Annotated in this window: 22 protein-coding genes; 4 read left to right on the plus strand and 18 right to left on the minus strand. The window is 67.3% G+C overall.

The annotated features are described in order from the left end of the window. Positions 1–10: 10 nt before the first annotated feature. From AWC06_RS08920 to AWC06_RS08940, 5 genes are read right to left on the minus strand one after another with little or no spacing between them, the layout of a single operon-like run. Positions 11–1171, minus strand: a complete 1161-nt coding sequence (locus AWC06_RS08920) for an alpha-hydroxy-acid oxidizing protein (RefSeq protein ID WP_085196474.1) — start codon at positions 1169–1171, stop codon at positions 11–13. Positions 1172–1194: 23 nt separating this feature from the next. Further along, positions 1195–2049 (minus strand): siderophore-interacting protein, encoded by an 855-nt coding sequence (locus tag AWC06_RS08925; protein ID WP_085196476.1) that lies wholly within the window; start codon positions 2047–2049, stop codon positions 1195–1197. 8 nt (positions 2050–2057) lie between these two features. Then, positions 2058–3209, minus strand: a complete 1152-nt coding sequence (gene dprA / locus AWC06_RS08930) for a DNA-processing protein DprA (protein WP_085196478.1) — start codon at positions 3207–3209, stop codon at positions 2058–2060. Then, positions 3206–4717 carry a YifB family Mg chelatase-like AAA ATPase gene (locus tag AWC06_RS08935; protein ID WP_085196480.1) on the minus strand — a complete coding sequence of 504 codons (1512 nt, stop codon included), beginning with the start codon at positions 4715–4717 and terminating at the stop codon, positions 3206–3208. The genes dprA and AWC06_RS08935 overlap by 4 nt, the downstream gene beginning before the upstream one ends. Beyond that, positions 4717–5085 carry a YraN family protein gene (locus AWC06_RS08940; RefSeq protein ID WP_085196482.1) on the minus strand — a complete coding sequence of 123 codons (369 nt, stop codon included), beginning with the start codon at positions 5083–5085 and terminating at the stop codon, positions 4717–4719. Before AWC06_RS08940 ends, AWC06_RS08935 begins: the two co-directional genes overlap by 1 nt. A gap of 218 nt (positions 5086–5303) precedes the next feature. On the opposite strand from AWC06_RS08940, the gene AWC06_RS08945 reads away from it, so the two are divergent. Further along, positions 5304–6059 carry a GAF and ANTAR domain-containing protein gene (locus tag AWC06_RS08945; RefSeq protein WP_085196484.1) on the plus strand — a complete coding sequence of 252 codons (756 nt, stop codon included), beginning with the start codon at positions 5304–5306 and terminating at the stop codon, positions 6057–6059. A gap of 7 nt (positions 6060–6066) precedes the next feature. Here the strand turns inward: AWC06_RS08945 and AWC06_RS08950 are convergent, their stop codons facing one another. Genes AWC06_RS08950 through rplS form a run of 4 tightly spaced genes read right to left on the minus strand, consistent with a single transcriptional unit; the run spans position 6067 to position 8385 of the window. Further along, positions 6067–6372: a DUF2469 domain-containing protein gene (locus AWC06_RS08950; protein WP_085196486.1), complete on the minus strand. Its 306-nt coding sequence runs from the start codon at positions 6370–6372 to the stop codon at positions 6067–6069. Between the two features lie 15 nt (positions 6373–6387). Continuing rightward, positions 6388–7143, minus strand: a complete 756-nt coding sequence (locus AWC06_RS08955; protein ID WP_085196488.1) for a ribonuclease HII — start codon at positions 7141–7143, stop codon at positions 6388–6390. Positions 7144–7145: 2 nt separating this feature from the next. Beyond that, complete coding sequence (gene lepB / locus AWC06_RS08960; RefSeq protein ID WP_139819976.1) at positions 7146–8006, minus strand: signal peptidase I; 861 nt, start codon at positions 8004–8006, stop codon at positions 7146–7148. A gap of 37 nt (positions 8007–8043) precedes the next feature. After that, complete coding sequence (gene rplS, locus AWC06_RS08965; protein WP_085196492.1) at positions 8044–8385, minus strand: 50S ribosomal protein L19; 342 nt, start codon at positions 8383–8385, stop codon at positions 8044–8046. A gap of 233 nt (positions 8386–8618) precedes the next feature. Here rplS and AWC06_RS08970 point away from each other — a divergent pair, with 233 nt between their 5' ends. Further along, positions 8619–9506 carry a serine hydrolase gene (locus AWC06_RS08970; RefSeq protein WP_085196493.1) on the plus strand — a complete coding sequence of 296 codons (888 nt, stop codon included), beginning with the start codon at positions 8619–8621 and terminating at the stop codon, positions 9504–9506. A gap of 7 nt (positions 9507–9513) precedes the next feature. On the opposite strand, the gene trmD is transcribed toward AWC06_RS08970, so the two are convergent. From trmD to AWC06_RS08995, 5 genes are all read right to left on the minus strand, one after another. Continuing rightward, positions 9514–10212: a tRNA (guanosine(37)-N1)-methyltransferase TrmD gene (trmD, locus tag AWC06_RS08975; RefSeq protein ID WP_085196495.1), complete on the minus strand. Its 699-nt coding sequence runs from the start codon at positions 10210–10212 to the stop codon at positions 9514–9516. Positions 10213–10222: 10 nt separating this feature from the next. Next, complete coding sequence (gene rimM / locus AWC06_RS08980; protein WP_085196497.1) at positions 10223–10744, minus strand: ribosome maturation factor RimM; 522 nt, start codon at positions 10742–10744, stop codon at positions 10223–10225. 12 nt (positions 10745–10756) lie between these two features. After that, positions 10757–10999 carry an RNA-binding protein gene (locus AWC06_RS08985; protein WP_003881089.1) on the minus strand — a complete coding sequence of 81 codons (243 nt, stop codon included), beginning with the start codon at positions 10997–10999 and terminating at the stop codon, positions 10757–10759. Between the two features lie 8 nt (positions 11000–11007). Next, entirely contained in the window at positions 11008–11523 is a 516-nt protein-coding gene (rpsP, locus tag AWC06_RS08990; protein ID WP_085196499.1) for a 30S ribosomal protein S16, read from the minus strand. A 146-nt stretch (positions 11524–11669) separates the two neighbouring features. Next, complete coding sequence (locus tag AWC06_RS08995; RefSeq protein WP_085196501.1) at positions 11670–12089, minus strand: nuclear transport factor 2 family protein; 420 nt, start codon at positions 12087–12089, stop codon at positions 11670–11672. Between the two features lie 57 nt (positions 12090–12146). On the opposite strand from AWC06_RS08995, the gene AWC06_RS09000 reads away from it, so the two are divergent. Further along, positions 12147–13019, plus strand: a complete 873-nt coding sequence (locus tag AWC06_RS09000; protein ID WP_085196503.1) for a D-alanyl-D-alanine carboxypeptidase family protein — start codon at positions 12147–12149, stop codon at positions 13017–13019. Between the two features lie 200 nt (positions 13020–13219). Further along, on the plus strand, positions 13220–13615 hold the full coding sequence (locus tag AWC06_RS09005; protein WP_085196505.1) for an STAS domain-containing protein: 396 nt from the start codon (positions 13220–13222) through the stop codon (positions 13613–13615). Positions 13616–13624: 9 nt separating this feature from the next. On the opposite strand, the gene AWC06_RS09010 is transcribed toward AWC06_RS09005, so the two are convergent. From AWC06_RS09010 to ffh, 4 genes are read right to left on the minus strand one after another with little or no spacing between them, the layout of a single operon-like run. Continuing rightward, positions 13625–14227 carry a TetR/AcrR family transcriptional regulator gene (locus tag AWC06_RS09010; RefSeq protein WP_085196507.1) on the minus strand — a complete coding sequence of 201 codons (603 nt, stop codon included), beginning with the start codon at positions 14225–14227 and terminating at the stop codon, positions 13625–13627. Between the two features lies 1 nt (position 14228). After that, the gene (locus tag AWC06_RS09015; RefSeq protein WP_139819977.1) at positions 14229–16055 is read right to left on the minus strand and encodes an N-acyl-D-amino-acid deacylase family protein; all 1827 of its coding nucleotides are present in this window, start codon (positions 16053–16055) and stop codon (positions 14229–14231) included. Positions 16056–16101: 46 nt separating this feature from the next. Continuing rightward, positions 16102–17169: a metal-dependent hydrolase family protein gene (locus AWC06_RS09020; protein ID WP_085196511.1), complete on the minus strand. Its 1068-nt coding sequence runs from the start codon at positions 17167–17169 to the stop codon at positions 16102–16104. 7 nt (positions 17170–17176) lie between these two features. Next, a complete protein-coding gene (gene ffh, locus AWC06_RS09025; protein ID WP_085196513.1) occupies positions 17177–18745 on the minus strand; it encodes a signal recognition particle protein in 1569 nt (522 codons plus the stop codon). Between the last annotated feature and the right edge of the window lie 81 nt (positions 18746–18826).

The raw sequence follows: 18826 nt of genomic DNA on the forward strand, positions 1-18826 counted from the left end.
GCGGCCTGGCTCAGCCGACGCGCCGCAATGTGTCGGGAGTGAGATCGGCCAGTGATGGATAGCCGTCGACGGCCATGATCAGGTCGGCTTCGGCCAGCAGCGCGCGCAGCACGTGCACGACGCCGTCGACGCCGCCCAGGGCCAGACCGTAGGCGTAGGGGCGGCCGATGCCGATCGCGGTCGCGCCCAGTGCGAGCGCCTTGATGATGTCGGCGCCGCTGCGGACGCCCGAGTCGAACAGCACCGGCAGCCCGTCGGCGGCTTCGATCACCTCAGGCAGGCAGTCCAGCGCGGGCAGGCCGCCGTTGGCCTGCCGGCCGCCGTGGTTGGAGCAGTAGATGCCGTCGACACCGCCGTCCCTGGCCCGACGCGCGTCATCAGCCGAGCAGATGCCCTTCACGATCAGCGGCAGCGTGGTCAGTGAACGCAGCCATGGCAGGTCGTTCCACGTCAGCGGGCTACCGAAGATTTGGGCCCAGCGCAGCACGACGGCCTGCGGGTTCTCTTCGGGTGGTTGCGCCAGGCCGGCCCGGAACACCGGGTCGCTGGTGTAGTTGCTCAGACAATGCCCGCGCAGCTGCGGGAAGTTGGCGGTGCTCAGGTCGCGCGGACGCCAGCCGGGCACCCAGGTGTCGAGGGTGACGATGATGCCCCGGTAGCCGGCCGCCTCCGCGCGGTGGACCAGGCTGGCGGCCAAGTCCCGGTCTTTCGGGGTGTACAGCTGAAAGAACCCGGGGGTATCGCCGAATTCGGCGGCGACGTCTTCCAGCGGGTCGGTTGTCAACGTCGACACCACCATCGGGACTCCGGTGCGCGCGGCGGCGCGGGCGGTGGCCACGTCGCCGTGGCCGTCCTGCGCGCAGATGCCGATGACACCGATCGGCGCCATGAACAGCGGCGAGGGCAGCCTCAGCCCGAACACTTCCACGGATAGGTCACGCTCGGCGGCCCCGACGAACATGCGCGGGATCAGCCCCCATCCTTCGAAGGCCGCGCAGTTGGCCCGCTGGGTGCGCTCGTCACCGGCGCCGCCCGCCACATATGACCACACCGATGGCGGCATCGCCGCGGCGGCCTTGGCCTCCAACTCCGCGTAGGCCATCGGTAACGAGGGCGCGACGCCGGACAGGCCCTGCAGGTAGATCTCGAACTGGTAATCCCCGAATGCCATGCATTGAGAATGACAGCTCGCGATCAGCCGGCCGCCTCAGCTTCCTCTTTACGCGCCAGCTCCTTCTTCCATTCGCGAAACGACTCCTCGGTGCGACCGCGCCGCCAGTAACCGGAGATCGACGCCCACTTCGCTTCGACTTCGCGGTCCTTGCGGATGTAGGGCCGAAGGTTGTGCATGACCGCCTGCGCTTCACCGTGGATGAAGGCATGCACCTGCCCGGGCAGCCAGAGCGTGGTGGTGACCGCTTCGATCAGCGGCGCGTGGTCGCCGGCTCGATCCTCGGGGACGAGATCGGCGCGGCCGCCGCGGTAGATCCAATTGACCTGCACGCCCTCCGGCGCCGTTACCGGGATCTCGTCCTCGGGGTCGGCGATTTCGATGAATGCCTTACCGATTGCGTTGGCGGGCAACGCTTCCAGGGCCACGCTGATCGCAGGCAGCGCGGTCTCGTCGCCGGCGAACAGATGCCAGTCGGCCGCCGGGTCGGGCGCGTAGGCACCGCTCGGCCCCATCAAATACGCGGGCTGGCCGGGCTTCGCGTCGACGGCCCACAGTCCGGCCGCGCCGTGCTCGCCGTGTACCACGATGTCGATCGCGATCTCACGCGCGTCCGGGTCAGCACGTCGCACAGTCATCGTGCGGATCACCGGCTGACGTTCGGCGGGCAGATCGGCGAAGCTGTCCAGCGTCAGTGGTTGCGGCAGGCTCGCCACGTCGACGTCATCGGCAACGAGGACCAGCTTGACGTAGGAGTCGGTGAACTCGCTTGGCGTGAAGGTGTCGAAGCCGCTGCCGCCGAGCACCACCCGGACCATGTTGCGGGAGAGTTCCTCGGAGCGGACAACCTGGAAAGTATGCACTGGTCGACCGGCCACGCCGTCGACTATACGAGCCGCGCTTTAGACGTCTTTCGCTGCCGGACGATGCGCCACCGGCCATCGTGCCGCTCGGCCAGCCCGGCCACTTCCAGCATCGCCAACGGGCCCAGCACCCGCGCCGGCGCCAGCCCGGCAGCGACGGCGATCTCGTCGACCGTGGCGGCTCCGCGGCCCGGCAACGCCTCGTATACCAGCCGCTCGGCATCGCTGAGGCCGTCGAGCGCGGTCGCGGATCGTGGCTGCTCGGCCGCGAGCTCACCAATGCGGCCGACGATCTCGACGATGTCCGCGGCTCGGGTGATCACCTCGGCGCCGTCGCGCAACAGAACATGGCACCCCGCCGACGCCGACGACGTCACCGGGCCCGGCACCGCACCGACCACCCTGCCCAGGGCGCGCGCCCACGCGGCGGTGTTGGCCGCGCCGCTGCGCCAGCCGGCCTCCACCACCACCGCCGCGCCGGCGAGCGCCGCCACCAGCCGGTTGCGGGTCAAGAACCGGTGCCGTGCCGGGCGCACGCCCGGCGGGTATTCGGTGACCAGCAGCCCGTGGCTGCCGATGCGATGCAGCAGCGCGGAATGCCCTGCCGGATAGGGAATGTCGATACCGCCGGCAAGTACTCCGACGGTGATGCCGTCAGCGGCCAGTGCCGCCCGATGCGCGGCACCGTCGACCCCGTAGGCCGCGCCGGACACCACCGTCACATCGCGCTCGGCCAGCCCGGTCGCCAGGTCCCCGGCGACATGCTCGCCGTATGTCGTCGACGCACGGGTTCCGACGAGTGCCGCCGCCCGGTGCGCGACGTCGTCGAGCCGTTCGGGACCCACGGCCCACAGCACCATCGGCGGCCTGCACTGCGGTTTGCCCGCCGTTGCCGCACTGCCGAATGCCGTGAACGCCAGCACCGGCCACTCGTCGTCCTCGGCCGTGACCAATCGCCCACCACGCCGGGAAAGCAACTCGAGATCCTCGGCGGCACGGTCGATTTCGCGTCTGGCTTCAGTGTGGCGGGCCAACGTGTCGTCGACCTCGCCGCGGCGGACGCGTTCCGCGGCGTCCACCGGCCCGATGCGTTCTACCAGCGCGGCCAGTTCGGCGCACGGCGGTTCGACCACCCGGGACAGATAGGCCCATGCCCGCAGCGTCGGATCGCTCATCGCGCCGCCCCGGCTTGGCGGAAGCTGAGCGCGGCGGCCACCTCGTCGAGCCCCGGTGATGTTCGACCGGCCAGATCGGCCAAAGTCCAGGCAACTCGCAAAGTTCTGTCGACGCCGCGGATGGACAGCAGTCCACGGTCCAGCTCCGCGCGCAGCGGCTCCATCGCCGCGGCGCCGAGCCGAAACTTGCGCCGCAGCAGCGGCCCGTTGACCTCGGCGTTGGTCCGGAAGCCGTGTGCTCGCCACCGTTCCGCCGCCGCCGCGCGGGCGGCGGCCACCCTGGCCCGCACCTGTGCCGTCGACTCGGCCTCGGTGGCCGAGAAGGCGTCCTTGCGAACAGAATGCATTTCGACGCGGAGGTCGACGCGGTCCAGCAGCGGACCAGACAGCCGGCCGAGGTATCGGCGCTTGGCCGCCGCCGCGCAGATGCAATCGCGCGGATCCGCCGGTGCGCACGGACAAGGGTTGGCGGCCAACACAAGTTGGAACCGGGCCGGGTAGCAGGCCACGCCGTCGCGGCGGGCCAGACGAATCTCCCCGTCTTCCAACGGTGTTCGCAACGCCTCCAATGCGCTGACGCCGATCTCGGCGCACTCGTCGAGGAAGAGCACCCCGCGGTGCGCCCGGCTGACGGCACCCGGGCGAGCCAGCCCCGACCCGCCGCCGACGAGTGCGGCGACGCTGGAGCTGTGATGCGGCGCCACGAACGGCGGCCTGGTGATCAACGGCGTGGCGTCCGACAGCAGCCCGGCCACCGAGTGAATAGCGGTGACTTCCAGCGACTCACTGTCGGACAGCGGCGGCAGCAGACCCGGAAGCCGTTGGGCCAGCATCGTTTTGCCGACGCCGGGCGGGCCGGTCAACATGAGGTGATGCGCGCCGGCGGCGGCCACCTCGACGGCGAAGCGGGCCTGAGCCTGCCCGACCACGTCGGCCAGATCCGCCGTCGGCTCCGGCGCGGGGACGGCCCCGTCGATCCGTTCGGCCAGCCGCGCTGACCCGCTGAGCCACGCCTGCAACTGGCCCAGCGTCTGCAGTCCGCAGACCTCGATGCCGTCGACCAGGCTGGCTTCGGCCAGATTCTCCGTCGGGACCACGACGGTCTGCCAGCCGTCGCTTTTGGCCGCCAGCACCGCGGGCAGCACGCCGCGCACCGGGCGGACCCGACCGTCCAGCGCCAACTCCCCCAGCAGCACCGCTGTTTCCAGCCGCCGCCAGGGCGACTTTCGCTGCGCCGACAGCACGGCCGCGGCTAGCGCCACGTCGTATACCGAGCCCATTTTCGGCAGCGTGGCCGGTGAGAGCGCCAACGTGAGCCGGGCCATCGGCCAGCGGTTGCCACAGTTTGTGATCGCCGCCCGCACCCGATCCCGGGACTCCTGTAATGCGGCATCGGGCAGGCCAACCAGGTGCACACCCGGCAGGCCGGACGTGATGTCGGCTTCGATCTCGACGATCTCGCCGTCCAACCCGCGCACCGCGACCGAGAACGCCCGTCCGAGGGCCATCAGCCGATTCCTTGCAAATGGGTGATTTCCGGGATGCGACGCCGGCCGATCCGCACGCCGATCACATCGATGCGGGTCGTCGTCCAACCACGGTCCTGGCCGGCCAGCCACAACGTGGCCAGCCGACGCAGCCTGCGCGCCTTCTGCGGGGTCACCGCCTGCGCCAGGCCGCCGAAGCCGTCACCGGTGCGGGTCTTCACTTCCACGAAAACCACGGCCCGGGCGCCCGGGTCGGCGGCGACTATGTCGAGCTCGCCGTACCGGCAGCGCCAGTTACGGTCGAGGATCTGTAAGCCCAGGCCGACGAGATGTCCTACCGCCAGCTGCTCGCCAAGGGCTCCGAGTTCGGCCCGCGTCAACGTCGTCATGCGGCTACCCTGCGCGAGCGCGCCGACATGGCGCCCGCTACACGGGCCGGCACCGCAGGGTCAGCCAGTGGTTATCCCCAGTCGGGTGGCCATCCACAGGCATATGCTGAGACCCACCCACGCCGAAGCAGGTATAACTGAGTCTTGCGTACCCGTCGCTCCCGCCTTCGGCCAGCGGGACCAGATCGTCGGCGGGGCAGCATCCGAAAAGAGATAACGTGGCAAACGAGGTCGACAAACGCCCTGATGGAGCACCTGCGGCGGCGGACCCTTCGACGGTCTTTGCCGCGCTTGCCGAAATCATTTACCAGGGCACCGAGTCCAGCGAGGTGTACGCGGCCATCTGCGTCGCCGCCACGCTGACCGTTTCCGGCTGTGACCACGCGAGCCTGCTGGTGCGGCGTAACGGTCGCTACGTCACGGTTGGCGCCAGCGACCGCATCGCGCAGCGAATCGACGACCTCGAGCGTTCGGTCGGCGACGGCCCGTGCGTCGACGCGATCGAGGAGGAAACGCCGCAGATCGAAACGGATCTGACCACGCCGTGCCAGTGGCCCAAGCTGGCCGCCCGGCTGATCGAGGAGACGCCGGTCCGCGGGGCGATGGGGTTTCGCATCCTGGTTGATCGCCGCAAGTCCGGTGCGCTGAATCTGTTCAGCGATAGGCCCAACGTCTTCAACACCGAGTCAGCGGGTCAGGCCATCGTGCTGGCGTCGTTCGCCAGCGTGGCCATCAACGCGGTGGCCCAGGGCGAGGACGTCGCGACGCTGCGGCGCGGATTGCTCAGTAACCGCGAGATCGGCAAGGCGGTCGGGATGTTGATGCTGCTGCACGGCGTCTCCGAGCGGGAGGCGTTCGACGTGCTGCGGCGGTATTCCCAGGATCTGAACATCAAACTCGCCGACGTCGCGCGGACGGTTGTCGAACATCGCGGCACGCCCATGTTCAACGACCTGTCACGCGGGGGCCGTTAGCAGCTCGCTATTCGGGCAGGCGCAGCTCGGGCTTCTCGACCTCTTCGATGTTGACGTCCTTGAACGTGACCACCCGGACCTGCTTGACGAACCGGGCCGGCCGGTACATGTCCCACACCCAGGCGTCGGACAGCCGCAGCTCGAAGTACACCTCGCCCTCGGCGTTGCGGGGCACCATCTCCACGCTGTTTGCCAGGTAGAACCGCCGCTCGGTTTCCACGACGTAGCTGAACTGGCCCACGATGTCCTTGTATTCGCGGTACAGCGAGAGCTCCATCTCGGTTTCGTACTTTTCGAGATCCTCAGCACTCATCTGCCACTCACCTGCTCAGCCGTCCTTCTCCTCGCTCGTCTGCCCGGCATCCATTTTTCCCCACCCGTTCCCGCCGGGCCGATCCGGCTTGAACTCGGCCACCACCCGACTACCCGATCCGGTTGCCACCCGCCGGACGTTGATGAACGAATACCGGTGCTCGGAGCAGGGGCCGCGCTCGGCCAGCGCCGCCGAATGGCCCTGGGTGCAGTAGCCCTTGTGCTCGGCAAAACCGTAGCCGGGATGCTCGGCATCCATCGCCACCATCAACCGGTCCCGGCTGACCTTGGCCAGCACACTGGCGGCGGCGATACAAGCGGCCGCCGCATCACCGCCGACGACGGGTAGCGACGGCATCGGCAATCCGGGCACCCGAAAGCCGTCGGACAGCACGTAGCCCGGGCGCACCGGCAGTCCGGCCACCGCGCGACGCATCCCTTCGATATTCGCCACGTGCACGCCACGTCGGTCCACCTCGGTCGGCGGAATGAACACCACGTGGTAGGCCAGGGCATAACGACGGATCAGGGGGTACAGCTTTTCCCGGGCCTTCTCGGTGAGTTTTTTCGAATCGTCAAGCAGCGCCAGGCTTTCCAGCCGGCCAGGCCCCAGCACACACGCCGCGACCACCAGCGGGCCGGCGCAGGCCCCGCGGCCGACCTCGTCCACTCCGGCGACCGGCCCGAGACCGCTGCGGTACAGCGCGGACTCGAGGGTCCGCAAGCCTGAAGATTTGCGGATCACCGTCCGTGGCGGCCAAGTGGTGGCCATGACTACCGATTCTGCTGCGGATTCACCGAATGCACACCACTCCATCGCGACGGCGGCCAGACGATGAACCTGGCCTTGCCGATGACGTTGCGCACCGGGACGGTGCCCGCCATGGGATCACCGGTGCACAGCAGGCCCTTCATCGCATCGGCCGGGACACTGGTGCAGTGGGCGCGGGAGTCCGCCGAATGGGTGCGGTTGTCCCCCATCACCCATAACCGCCCCTGCGGGACGGTGACCGGGCCGAATTCGTTGCCCAAGCACGGGTACGCCGCGGGATCGGCGTTCATCGTCGCGGGGTTCAGATACGGCTCCTTCACCTTGACCTCGTCAACGGTCAACCCGGTGTTATTGCGACACTGCACTTTCTGCCCACCCACAGCGACGACGCGCTTGACCAGGTCGTTCTCGTCGGGAGGTACGAAGCCGACAAACGAGAGCGCATTCTGCAGCCAGCGCACCGCCGTGTCGTGCGAGCGGATCGACTTGTAGCCGACGTTCCACGATGGCGGTCCCTTGAACACGATCACGTCACCGGGACGCGGCGGGCCGAAACGGTAGCTGACCTTGTCCACCATGATGCGGTCGCCGACACAGCCCGCACAGCCGTGCAGGGTGGGTTCCATCGACTCCGACGGGATCAAGTAGGGCCGCGCCACGAACGTCAACATGACGTAGTAGAGCACCAGCGCGATCAATGCCAGGATCGCCGTTTCCCGGAACGCCGCCCGTTTGTTTCCGGTGGGCTCGCCCTCGGTGTCCGGTTTCGGGGTGGCGGTCCCTGGTTCCGGGGCGACGATGTCTGCCTCCGGCGGGGCGGAATCCGGTTGGCCCTCGGGTGACGAGTCGGTGGTTTCGGTCACGGCTTCAGCGTAGTCAGCACGGTCTGCCGCACCACGCTCAGCGCTTCTCTTTGATCTTGGCCTTCTTGCCGCGAAGCTCGCGCAGGTAGTACAGCTTGGCCCGGCGGACATCGCCGCGGGTCACGACCTCGATGTGGTCGATGTTCGGCGAATGCACGGGGAACGTCCGTTCCACGCCGACGCCGTAGCTCTCCTTGCGCACCGTGAAGGTCTCGCGGACGCCTCCGCCTTGCCGGCGGATCACCACGCCCTTGAACACCTGGATGCGCTCTTTGGCGCCCTCGATGACCTTGACGTGCACGTTGACCGTGTCCCCGGGGCTGAAGGCCGGGAGGTCGTCGCGCAGCGACGCCTTGTCGACGAAGTCCAGCGTGTTCATTTCGGGACACTTCCTTGCGGTCGCGGCTTTGGGCGGTGAACCTAGCCGGTGGATTCGGGCATCTGGGCCATCTCGCAGCAGGTGGGAGCAGCACGGCCGGCCATCAGCCGCTGGAGACAACTGGTCAATTGTGCCAGATCAGGTCGGGGCAGTGAAATCACGGGAAATCGCCGTCGCCGCTACCGGGCCCACACGTGGGCAAATGGTAGATATGACGCAGGCCTAGGAGGGGAATGCGCGAGCTGTCGCCGAAGGTGTGCATCGCCACGGCGGCGGCGTTGACGGTGTTCTTAGGCGGCTGCGAAGCCAAAGTGTTCGGCGCATCCGCTGCCGCGCCGGTACAGGCAATCGTGCTGCGCCAGCCGCCACTGGGAATCCCCGGAGCCGCGGTCGATGGATTGCCGGCGCGCATCAAGCAGGCCACCGACGACGCCGCCGCCAACGGCGCGGCCCTCTCGATTGCGGTGCTCGACCGTGTCAAGAAGCGGATGCTTTCCAACGGCAACGATCAGCTGGTCGCGATCGCATCGGTCGCCAAGCTTTTCATCGCCGACGACGCGCTATCGCAGGGCTCGGACGGGAATCGGCAACTGTCGTCGGAGGAGCGGCGGGCGCTCGATGCCATGCTGCGGTCTTCCGACGACGACGCCGCGGACACATTCTGGAATGAACTCGGCGGCGAGTCGATCATCACGGGCGTCGCGGGCCGCTATGGACTGGCCTCGACGACGCCGCCCAGCGATGGGCGCTGGTGGAACACCATGAGCTCGGCCTCCGACCTCGTGCATTACTACGACATGCTGCTCAGCGGGGCCGGCGGCCTGCCTGCGGAGCGGGCCGAGGTCATCCTCGACGACCTCGCTGAATCAACCGAAACGGGGGTCGACGGCTACCCGCAGCGGTTCGGCATCCCGGACGGGCTGTATGCCGAGCGGGTTGCCGTCAAGCAGGGGTGGATGTGCTGTGTCGGCAGCGCCTGGATGCACCTGTCGACCGGGGTCATCGGGCAGGACGGACGCTATGTCATGGTCATCGAGTCGCTGCAAACCTCCGATGACGCCACCGCACGGGAAACGATCACTCGGGCGGTCAAGACGATGTTTCCCGGCGGCAAGGTTTGAGCCCGCTCTAGCGCCGATCTCGAGGCAGCAGGTCGGGCCGGCGTTCACGGGTGCGCTGCTCGGAGGCCTCCCGTCGCCAGGCCTCGATCCGCGCGTGGTCGCCGGACAGCAGAACCTCGGGGACGTCTAGTCCACGCCAGCTCGGTGGCCGGGTATAGCTCGGGCCCTCCAGCAGGTGTCCTCTTTCCGGGGAATGTGAATCATCTTGGTGCGACTGCGGATTACCGATGACCTCGGGCAGTAGCCGGACTACCGCCTCGATCATCACCAGCGCAGCCGATTCACCTCCGGGCAGCACATAGTCGCCGATCGACACTTCCTCCACTCGTATCCGGCGAGCGGCATCGTCGATGACCCGCTGATCGATACCTTCATAGCGGCCGCAGGCGAACACCAGGTGCTCCTCGCTGCTCCAGCGCTGCGCAGTCGCCTGCGTGAACAACGTGCCCGCGGGGGTAGGAACAATGAGAAGCGCAGCCTCCGAACAGATCTCGTCGAGCGCCTCGCCCCAGACCGGCGCTGTCATCACCATGCCGGGCCCGCCGCCGTATGGCGCATCGTCCACCGAGCGGTGCACATCGTGTGCCCAGTTCCGCAGATCGTGCACCTTCAGATCGACCACGCCGGACTGTATCGCCTTGCCCGGCAACGATTGTCGCAGCGGATCCAGGTATGACGGGAAGATCGTCACCACATCGATTTTCATACCGAGGCCCTCACGTACCCAGTTCCAGCAGGCCCTCGGGCGGGTCGATCTCGACGGTGCCGGCGTCCAACGAGACCGACGTGACGATCGCGCTCACGAACGGTACCAGCAGCTCGCCGGCCTGCCCGCGGTTGACCGCCAGCAGTTCACCTGCGGCGGTGTGCAGAACCTCGGCAACGGTGCCGAGCTCCCGGCCGTCGGTCGTGTGCACCCTGAGGCCTTCCAGCTGGTGGTCGTAGTACGTGTCCGGCTCGTCGATGGCCGGCAGCTCCTCGGAGTCGATGACGAACAGGCTGCCCCGCAAGGCGTCGGCGGCGTCACGATCGGCGACTCCGGCCAACCGCACCAGTAGCCGCCCGCCGTGGGCTCGGGCCGCCTCGACGATGTAGTCCCGCTGCCGATCATCGGATCCCTTGGCCCGCAACACCGCACCCGGTGCGAACCGGATCTCCGGGTCGTCGGTGCGAACCTCCACCACGACCTCGCCCGTGACGCCGTGAGCTTTCACCACACGCCCGACGACCAGGTCCATCAGCGGGCTTCGCTACTGGTCGGTGTCTACCACGTCGACGCGGATACCTCGGCCGCCGATTCCGGCGACCAATGTGCGCAACGCGGTCGCGGTGCGTCCCCCGCGACCGATCACCTTGCCGAGATCGTCGGGGTGCACGTGCACCTCGACCGTTCTTCCGCGCCTGCTCGTCACCATATCGACGCGAACATCGTCGGGGTTGTCGACGATTCCGCGGACCAGATGCTCGACGGCGTCGACCACGACAGAACTCATGACTGCGATCAGCTCTCAGCCGGCTCGGTCTGCTCACCGCCGTCAGCTCGCTCGGCTTCCGGCTTCTCGGCCTCGGCCTTATCGGCTTTGTCGGCCTTCTCAGCTTTGTCGGCCTTCTCGGCGGCCTTCTTGGCCGGAGCTTTCTTCTTCTTCGGCGTCGCGGCCTCGGTGGCGGGAGCACCTTCGGCGGCGGCCAGCGCGGCGTTGAACAGCTCCAGTTTGCTTGGCTTGGGCTCGGCGACCTTCAACCGGCCTTCGGCCCCGGGCAGCCCTTTGAACTTCTGCCAGTCACCGGTGATCTTGAGCAGCTTGAGGACGGGTTCCGTGGGCTGTGCCCCGACGGAAAGCCAGTACTGGGCCCGCTCGGAGTCGATCTCGATGAGGCTCGGCTCCTCCTTGGGGTGATACCGGCCGATGATCTCGATGGCCCGGCCGTCGCGGCGGGTCCGTGCGTCGGCGACAGCTATCCGGTACTGCGGATTTCGGATTTTTCCAAGCCGAGTGAGCTTGATCTTCACAGCCATGGCTAAGCGACTTCTCCTACGGTGTCACGCTGCAATTCAGCGACCCGGGCGGGATGCCAGGATCCGGTTTTGCCTCGCGTGTGCAGCCGCCCATTGTGCCAGAACGCCGATGCCCGGCAAAAATCCGCGAATTCCCCCGGCGCCGGTCAGGGCCGCCGGTCGAAGCACTTGGTCTCGACGCGGCGGCTCATCCGCCAGCCGTCCGGGGTGCGGACGAACTCGTCGTCGTACCACAGTCCCAGCAGCGTCGTGGACGGGGCTTCGCCCCCGAACACCATGGGGTTGAAGCAGAACGTCCGAGCGGTCGCGAAGTCGCCGTCGATCCGAATGGTCGGCAGCCCCAGCATGTGGGCGTAGTTGGCAAAAATCGGCAGCATCTCGGCCAGCCATGCCTTGACCTCCGGGTAATGTCCGACGATTCCGTCGAATGCGCTGTAGTCGATGTGGGCGTCCGGCGTGAATACCGCATCCAGGTCATCGAATCGGCGTGAGTCGATCGCGGCGGAGTAGTCCGCGAGCAGTTGCTGGATCTCCAACCGGTCGGAGATTTCGGCCTGGCTCAACATGCGTCGATTCAACACCGTCGACCCGCTACCCGGCATCGCGGGCTAAGCTCACCGCCCATGCGGAGGCTTCTTGCCGCGGTCGCGGCTTTTCTCGCGTTGATCTGCGCAGCAACGGTGACTGCAGCCGCCGAGCCGGGCGTTCAGCCGGTCGGCTCGGTGCCCATCCCCGACGGGCCGGCACAGACCTGGCTGCTCGCCGATCTCGATTCCGGTCAGGTGCTGGCCGCGCGCGACGAGAACGTGCGCCACCCGCCGGCCAGCACCATCAAGGTGCTGCTGGCGCTGGTCGTCCTCGACGAGGTGAACCTGAACTCCACCGTGGTCGCCGATCAGGCGGATACCCAGGTCGAATGCAACTGTGTCGGCGTCAAAGCCGGGCGCACCTACACGGCGCGCCAACTGCTGGACGGCCTGCTGCTGGCATCGGGCAACGACGCCGCCAACACGCTGGCCCACATGCTGGGCGGGCCGGACACCACCGTGTCCAAGATGGACGCAAAGGCCGCGGCGCTCGGGGCGGTCAACACCCACGCGTCCACCCCCTCGGGGCTGGACGGCCCAGGCGGCTCCGGTTGGTCGACGGCACACGACTTGGCCGTCATATTCCGGGCAGCGATGGCCAATCCGGTGTTCGCCCAGATCACCGCCGAGCCGTCGGCGATGTTCCCCGGCGACAACGGCGATCACCCGATCGCCAACCAGGATGAGCTGCTCCAGCGCTATCCCGGGGCGATCGGCGGCAAGACGGGGTTCACCAACGCCGCCCGCAAGACGTTCGTCGGCGCCGCCGCGCGCAACGGCCGTCGATTGGTGGTCGCCATGATGTACGGGCTGGTGCACGAGGGCGGGCCGACCTACTGGGATCAGGCCGCCAGCCTGCTCGACTGGGGTTTTGCTCTCAACAGGCAGGCGGCCATCGGCAGCTTGTAGGGCGGCCAGGGCGTCTGGCCGGGTTGTGGGCTAATCTCGGCTAATGCCATGGCATCCTATTACGCAGTAGTCCAACATGAGCTTCTGCGGCATTGTGTCGACACGAGTCGACGCTTTCAGGTTGAGCCGACAGCCATTGCCAACCATGCCTGCCTCGCCCAGCAGGTCGTGCAGGTGCCCGTACGGAACGAGGATTGATGATGGCCGAAAACCAAGGCGCTGCACCGGGTTCGTCTCCTCAGCCTGACAAGGACGACTTCCGGGCCGACGAGAGCTGGGTCGATCGGCTTGTCGTCGTGTCCGTCAGCGGCAGCGTGGACATGCTCAGCGCGCCGTGGCTGGCCGATGCCATCGATTCCGCGCTTGCGAAAAACCCCGACGGCCTGATCGTCGACCTTTCGAAGGTCGACTTCCTCGGCTCGGCGGGTATCAGCGTCCTGATCAAGACCAACGACAACATCGGCGACTCCACCCGGTTCTGCGTGGTAGCAGACGGGCCGACCACACACCGCCCGCTGACGTTGCTCGGCATCAACGACACGATGTCGCTTTGTCGCAGGCTCGACGACGCGCTGAGCAAACTCGCCGACGCGTGACGACGGTCATTAAGGCGTATTAGCGAGGCTCATTCTGCTCAGCAGCGACATCAGGACCTCGATTCGGCGGTTCTCGATGTCGAGTTGCGGCATTACCGGCCTAAAAATCGCCGCCCCGTCGAAGGTTCTGGTCACCAACGCGACCAGAACCGGAATAGTCTCCTCGGGGAAGTTCTCTGCGCCCGGCAACGCGCGCGCAGCGTCGTAGATCTTCTCGTTGTACTGCTCGAGAACGTTTTGCAGTGTGGCGTTGAGCTTTTCGTCGGTGCGCGCAGCGATCAACAGTTCATAGAGCACCGCGTTGGTGGCGTTGCCGGTGAGCTCGTGCAGGATCCTCAGCGCTGCCTCCAAAGCCGGTGCGTCGGAAGGTATTTCAGCGACTTGTTTGGTGAACGCCGCCAGCTGACGGCGCCCCACCTCCTGGGCGGTGGCCGCCATGAAATCGCCCATGGTGTCGAAGTGGCGGAACAAGGCGCCGACGGATACCCCGGCGCGTTTGGTGATCACAGCCGCAGAGGCCCGGGCGTATCCGACCTCGATGATGGTGGCGATGCTGGCGTCGAGCAGCCGCGCGACGGTCTCTTCTCGGCGCTGCTGCTGAGTCCTGGCCATGTCAGACCTGCGCGCTCAACTTAGCCGCTCGACGCGTCCCGGCCCGCAGATAACGGCCCGACTTGACGGTTTGGCCATAGCCGTCGCGGAACCGGCCGTTGCGGAACACGACCGCGCCGCCCACGCCGGTCGCGACCACCGCCGCGTCGTTGCGGTTGACCATGCGGCTCAGGCCGCCGTAGAACGGCACCTTCTCCTCGTGGTAGCCGTCCACGGAGTCGTCGAGGCCGGCCGGATCGATCACCACGAAGTCCGCCCGGTCGCCCTGCCGCAACGTGCCGGCGTCCAGGCCGAACCACTCGGCCACCTCGCCGGTCAGGCGATGCACCGCGTGCTGCAGTGTGAGGAACGGTTTTTCGTCGCGTTGGGCCTCCAACGTGCGCTTGAGCAGTCGCAGCGCGAAGTTGTAGAAGGCCATGTTGCGCAGGTGCGCGCCGGCGTCGGAGAAGCCCATGTGGATGGTGGGCTCGGCGGCCAGCTTGTCGAGCTGCTTGGGCCGGTGGTTGGCGACGGTGGTCGTCCAGCGGACGTTACGCTCGCCGTTTTCGACAAGCACATCGAGGAACGCGTCGAGCGGGTGCACTCCCCGCTCGTCGGCGATCGCGCCGAAGCTCTTGCCGACCAACGTCTTGTCCGGGCATTCGACGATCACTGCGTCGTGAAAGTCGCGGTGCCACAACGTTGGCCCCAGCTTGATACGATCGAACTCCCGGCGGAAGTTCCGGCGGTATTTTTCATCGGCCAGTAATTTGTTGCGCCCCAGCTGATCACGCAGATGCAGTGCCGCGGTGCCGGCACCGAACTCTTCGAAGACCGGCAGATCGATTCCATCGGAGTACAACTCGAATGGCACTGGCAAATGCTGGAAACGCACACTGGAACCCAGAAGAGCGTTGAGCAATCGGGTGCCCGGCCCGAAGACATAAACCCCGAACGGCGCCGCCTTGGTGTCGGCAGACACCAGCAGGCTCATCCGAACGCCCTTGCGCCGTCCGAACATCCGGCTGCTGGCCAAGAAGAACAGCACGGTCGTCACGGCGCGCGCGACATCGGGTGCGCTTTGCAGGATTCGGCCGCGCTTGCGCAACACGTTGATCAGCTTGCGGCGCTCGCGCCAAGTCGCGAACGTCGACGGCAGCGCGCGGGACCGGAACCGGTCGCCGTCGAGCTTGTCGATGGCCGCGTCCATCCCCGACATGCCCAGCATCCCGGCGTCCAGCGCCTCTTCGAGCAGGGAAGCCATCCGGTCGAGTTCGGCCTCGGTGGGCCGCACCCGCTCGTCGGTGGCGCGATCGAGTCCGAGGACCGCGGTCCGCAGATCTGAATGACCAAGCAGTGAACCGACATTCGGGCCGAGCGGCAGGGCATCGATCGCCTCGATGTATTCCGCGGCCGTCGACCACGTCTTGTTCTTTTCCAGCGCGCCCAAGACGAACTTGCGTGGCACTGCCTCCACCCGGCTGAACAGATCAGCGGCATCATCGGAGTCCGCGTAGACCGTCGAGAGCGAGCAGTTGCCCAGCATCACCGTGGTGACGCCGTGGCGCACCGATTCGCGCAATCCGGGATCCAGCAGGACCTCGGCGTCGTAGTGGGTGTGCACGTCGATGAACCCGGGAACGATCCATTTGCCCGCCGCGTCGATCACTTCGGGGCAGCCGGTCTCGTCCAGCGGGCCCGAGGAAACCGCTGAGACGATGCCGTCGCGGATGCCCAAAGTGCGGGTCTGCGGCGCGATGCCGGTGCCGTCGAACCACAGACCGTCGCGAATGATCACGTCGTACGTCACTGTCTTCCTCCAGGCCGTTGGATGAAGCGACGGTATCATAGATAGTGAGTACTTACAATCTTTCCTGCGGCGCGGCGTGTCGCGATCAGAACACCTGTCCGCGCAGGATCACCAGGTCGGGCCGGTTCAGCACCTCCGGCCCCTGGCGTGGGTCGGCGCTGTAGCACAACAGGTCGGCGGACGCCCCGTCGTCCATCCCCGGGCGGCCCAGCCAGCGACGGGCCTCCCAGCAGGCCGCGCCCAGTGCCTCGGTTGGGCTCATCCCGATGTTCTTGAGCGCCTCGACTTCGTCGGCGATCCGCCCGTGGACGACCATGGTCCCGGCGTCGGTGCCGGCATAGATCGGGATCCCGGCCTCGCGGGCCGCGGCCATCCGCGGGTAACACTTGGCGTGCAGGTCGCGCATGTGGGCGCCGTAGGCCGGGTAGCGCTTTGCCGAATCGGCTATGCCCGGAAAGTTCTCGATGTTGATCAGCGTGGGCACCAGCGCGGTTCCGTGCTCGAGCATCAGGTCGATGATGTCGTCGGTGAGCCCGGTGCCGTGTTCGATGCAATCGATCCCGGCGTTGATCAGCCCGGGTAACGCGTCCTCCCCGAAGACATGGGCGGTGACCCGCGCGCCGTGGTTGTGCGCCGCCTCGATCGCCGTTTTGAGCACGTCGTCGGACCACAGCGGCGCGAGATCGCCCACGTCGCGGTCGATCCAATCGCCGACCAGCTTCACCCAGCCGTCACCGCGGTGCGCCTGCTCGACTACGAGATCGGGTAGCTGCGACTCGTCCTCGATGTCAATGGCCAAGCCCTGCGAATAACGCTTGGGTTTGGCCAGGTGCCGCCCGGCGCGGATGATGCGCGGCAGATCGGCGCGGTCGTCGAGGGCGCGGGTGTCGGTCGGCGAGCCGCAGTCGCGCAGCAGCAGCGCGCCGACGTCGCGTTCGGTCTCTGCTTGGGCAGCGGCTTCGTCGAGTTCCATCGTGCCGTGCGGTCCCAGCCCGACATGGCAATGCGCATCTACCAGACCGGGCAGAATCCAGCCGCCGTCGAAAACCGTGTCCGCGCCGGTGACGGGTTCCAGGCTGATTCGCCCGTCCACGATCCACAGTTCGACGGCGGTCTCGTCGGGCAACCCCAGCCCTCGAACGTGCAGGCGCACGGTCCGGCTACTTTTTGCCGGGGAAGTTCAGCTTGGACAGGTCGAAGTCGGCCAGCCCGGGCGGCAGCTCGTCCAGACCTTCCGGCATGTTCGACAGATCGGGGAATCCTCCGGGTAGCCCAGTCATTCCCGGCATTCCCGCGCCAAGCGGTCCCCGCACCTTCGGTGGGGTGGGACCACGCTTCTTACCCTTTTTGCCCTTACCGCCCTTGGCTTTTGCCGATTTGCGCGTCGCCGACTTTCGGCCCAGGCCCGGGATGCCCATGCTGCCCACCATCGACGACATCATCTTGCGGGCCTCGAAGAAGCGGTCAACCAGCTGGTTGACCTCCGAGACCGTCACCCCGGAGCCGTTGGCGATGCGTAGCCGCCTCGATGCGTTGATGATCTTCGGGTCGGCCCGCTCTTGCGGCGTCATTCCGCGGATGATGGCCTGCAGCCGGTCGAGTTGTTTGTCGTCGACCGCCGCCAGTGCATCCTTCATCTGGCCCGCCCCTGGCAGCATGCCCAGCAGATTGCCGATCGGGCCCATCTTGCGGATCGCCAGCATCTGCTCGAGGAAGTCCTCCAGCGTCAGCTCACCGGAGCCGATCTTGGCGGCAGCGGCCTCGGCCTGTTGCGCGTCGAAGACCTGCTCGGCCTGCTCGATCAGACTCAGCACGTCACCCATGCCCAGGATGCGGCTAGCCATCCGGTCGGGGTGGAAGACGTCGAAGTCCTCGAGCTTCTCGCCGGCTGACGCGAAAAGTATTGGCACACCGGTCACTTCGCGGACCGACAGCGCGGCACCGCCACGGGCGTCACCGTCCAGCTTGGTCAGCACCACACCGGTGAAGCCGACGCCGGCGCCGAACGCCTCGGCCGTGGCGACGGCGTCCTGGCCGATCATCGCGTCCAGGACGAACAGCACCTCATCGGGGTTGATGGCGTCGCGGATGGCAGCGGCCTGGGCCATCATCTCGTCGTCGATGCCCAACCGCCCGGCGGTGTCGACGATCACGACGTCGAAGTGTTTGGCCCTGGCCTCGGCGAGCCCCGCCGAGGCAACGGCGACGGCGTCGCCGGGGCCGCTTTCGGGCGAAGCTCCCGGATGAGGCGCGAACACGGACACCCCGGCTCGCTCGCCGACGACCTGCAACTGGGTCACCGCCGCGGGCCGCTGCAGGTCGCAGGCCACCAGCAGCGGTGTGTGCCCCTGACCGCGCAGCCACATCGCCAATTTGCCGGCCAGCGTGGTCTTACCGGAGCCCTGCAGGCCGGCCAGCATCACCACGGTCGGCGGAGTTTTCGCGAACGCCAGTTGGCGGGTCTGCCCGCCGAGGATGCCGATGAGTTCCTCGTTGACGATCTTGACGACCTGCTGCGCCGGGTTGAGGGCGCCGGACACCTCGGCGCCCTTGGCGCGCTCTTTGATCCGGCCGACGAATGCGCGCACCACCGGCAACGAGACGTCGGCTTCCAGCAGTGCCAGCCGTATCTCGCGGGTGGTGGCATCGATGTCGGCGTCAGTCAGCCGGCCCTTGCCGCGCAGCCCCTGAAGGGCACCGGTCAGCCGGTCGGACAGCGATTCAAACACGCCCGCCAGCCTAGCGGGGGCCCGAGCGTCGAGTTGTCGGGCCACATGCCGGGTGATTGGCACAACAAGTCGACATTGGGC

This window comes from Mycobacterium fragae, assembly GCF_002102185.1.
GTDB classification, from domain to species: Bacteria; Actinomycetota; Actinomycetes; order Mycobacteriales; family Mycobacteriaceae; genus Mycobacterium; species Mycobacterium fragae.